The sequence below is a fragment of the Microtetraspora sp. AC03309 genome, from assembly GCF_020826795.1.
Lineage (GTDB): Bacteria > Actinomycetota > Actinomycetes > Streptosporangiales > Streptosporangiaceae > Microtetraspora > Microtetraspora glauca.
In genome coordinates this window covers 1-1,033 of sequence record NZ_JADDIL010000224.1, presented here as the reverse complement: position 1 = coordinate 1,033, position 1,033 = coordinate 1, and the positions used below count along the sequence as shown (strand labels likewise).

The 1,033-nt window shown below is 65.1% G+C and carries 1 protein-coding gene; it reads right to left on the bottom strand.

Annotated features, from left to right (window positions below; genetic code table 11):
• Window positions 1-61: 61 nt before the first annotated feature.
• Window positions 62-832 carry a hypothetical protein gene (locus IMZ11_RS42450; protein ID WP_228649221.1) on the bottom strand — a complete coding sequence of 257 codons (771 nt, stop codon included), beginning with the start codon at window positions 830-832 and terminating at the stop codon, window positions 62-64.
• Between the last annotated feature and the right edge of the window lie 201 nt (window positions 833-1,033).

Here is a 1,033-nt window from a genome sequence, read left to right as displayed (position 1 = left end):
GGTCTTGTCGGCTCGCTCCGCCTCGCTGGCCGGGTCAGGCCGATACACCGCCGCCGTCACCTCAGCGACCCCCTTCCGGGCCGCTGGCGGCCACGCTGGCCGGCTGGTCGATCCATCCGGGCCGTTCGTATGTCCAGTCCTCCCCCGACGGCGGCCGGACCGGCATAAGCAGCCCAATGAAGTTCTCGCCGATCCGGATCGTGGTCGGTCCGGGCCGGCCTTGAGAGGTCACCGACGGGAACACCACCATCTGGGTACCGGAGCCGGCCTCGTCGGGGCGAACCTTGCAGAATTTCGCCGCGAGCGCCGGGGTGTAGCCCATGCCGACAATCCCACCCATACGGGTGTCGTCGGCCGGCACCAGCTGACGCCACTTGATCGGCGTAGCATCCTGGCCCCGCACGGTCATCGACTCACCGGTGCTGAACCGGAAGGTCAACGACTGAGCTTGCGACAGCCGATCGACGTCGGCCGCTTCGATGGTGACCTCCCGCGCACTCTCATCACGCTTGATGGTCTTGGCCATCTGTATCAGTGTCTTGGCGTCGGCACTGGCCAGCATGATGCTGAACGTCGCGCCGGCGTATTCCGCACGCGAGACTCCGAGCACGAATCGATCCGTGGCCGACGCCACCAACTGTCCATCACCGAACTCAAGGTGGATCACCTCCAGAAACGGCAGCCGCGCCGACGGTGGCGACGTGAACAACAACGCATCCGACAGCACGGTATGCAGCGACTTGGCCGTCATCGTGTTCACTTCCGGCACCGCAACGTCAGCATTCTGCGCGACGTCCTCGACAACCGCCGGCGTGTCCAAAACAGAGGTCATGACAACTCCCCTTCCGGGATTCGTGGGCCTGCCGGATGGCCTGCCCTACACCCGCGATTCTACCGACAACGACCGACACAAACCCACCAAACCCGCAGGCGCACAGCCGTTTCTAAGAGATAACCAGCACCCCACCCCGTGCTGGGTGGGGTGCTGGTTATGTGAGTGGACCCATAGCGGGACGCCAGCTCCCTCGCTGCC

Excerpts from the sequence above, each read along its gene's own strand:
- IMZ11_RS42450 (WP_228649221.1), bottom strand. The coding sequence starts at position 832 with ATGACCTCTGTTTTGGACACGCCGGCGGTTGTCGAGGACGTCGCGCAG.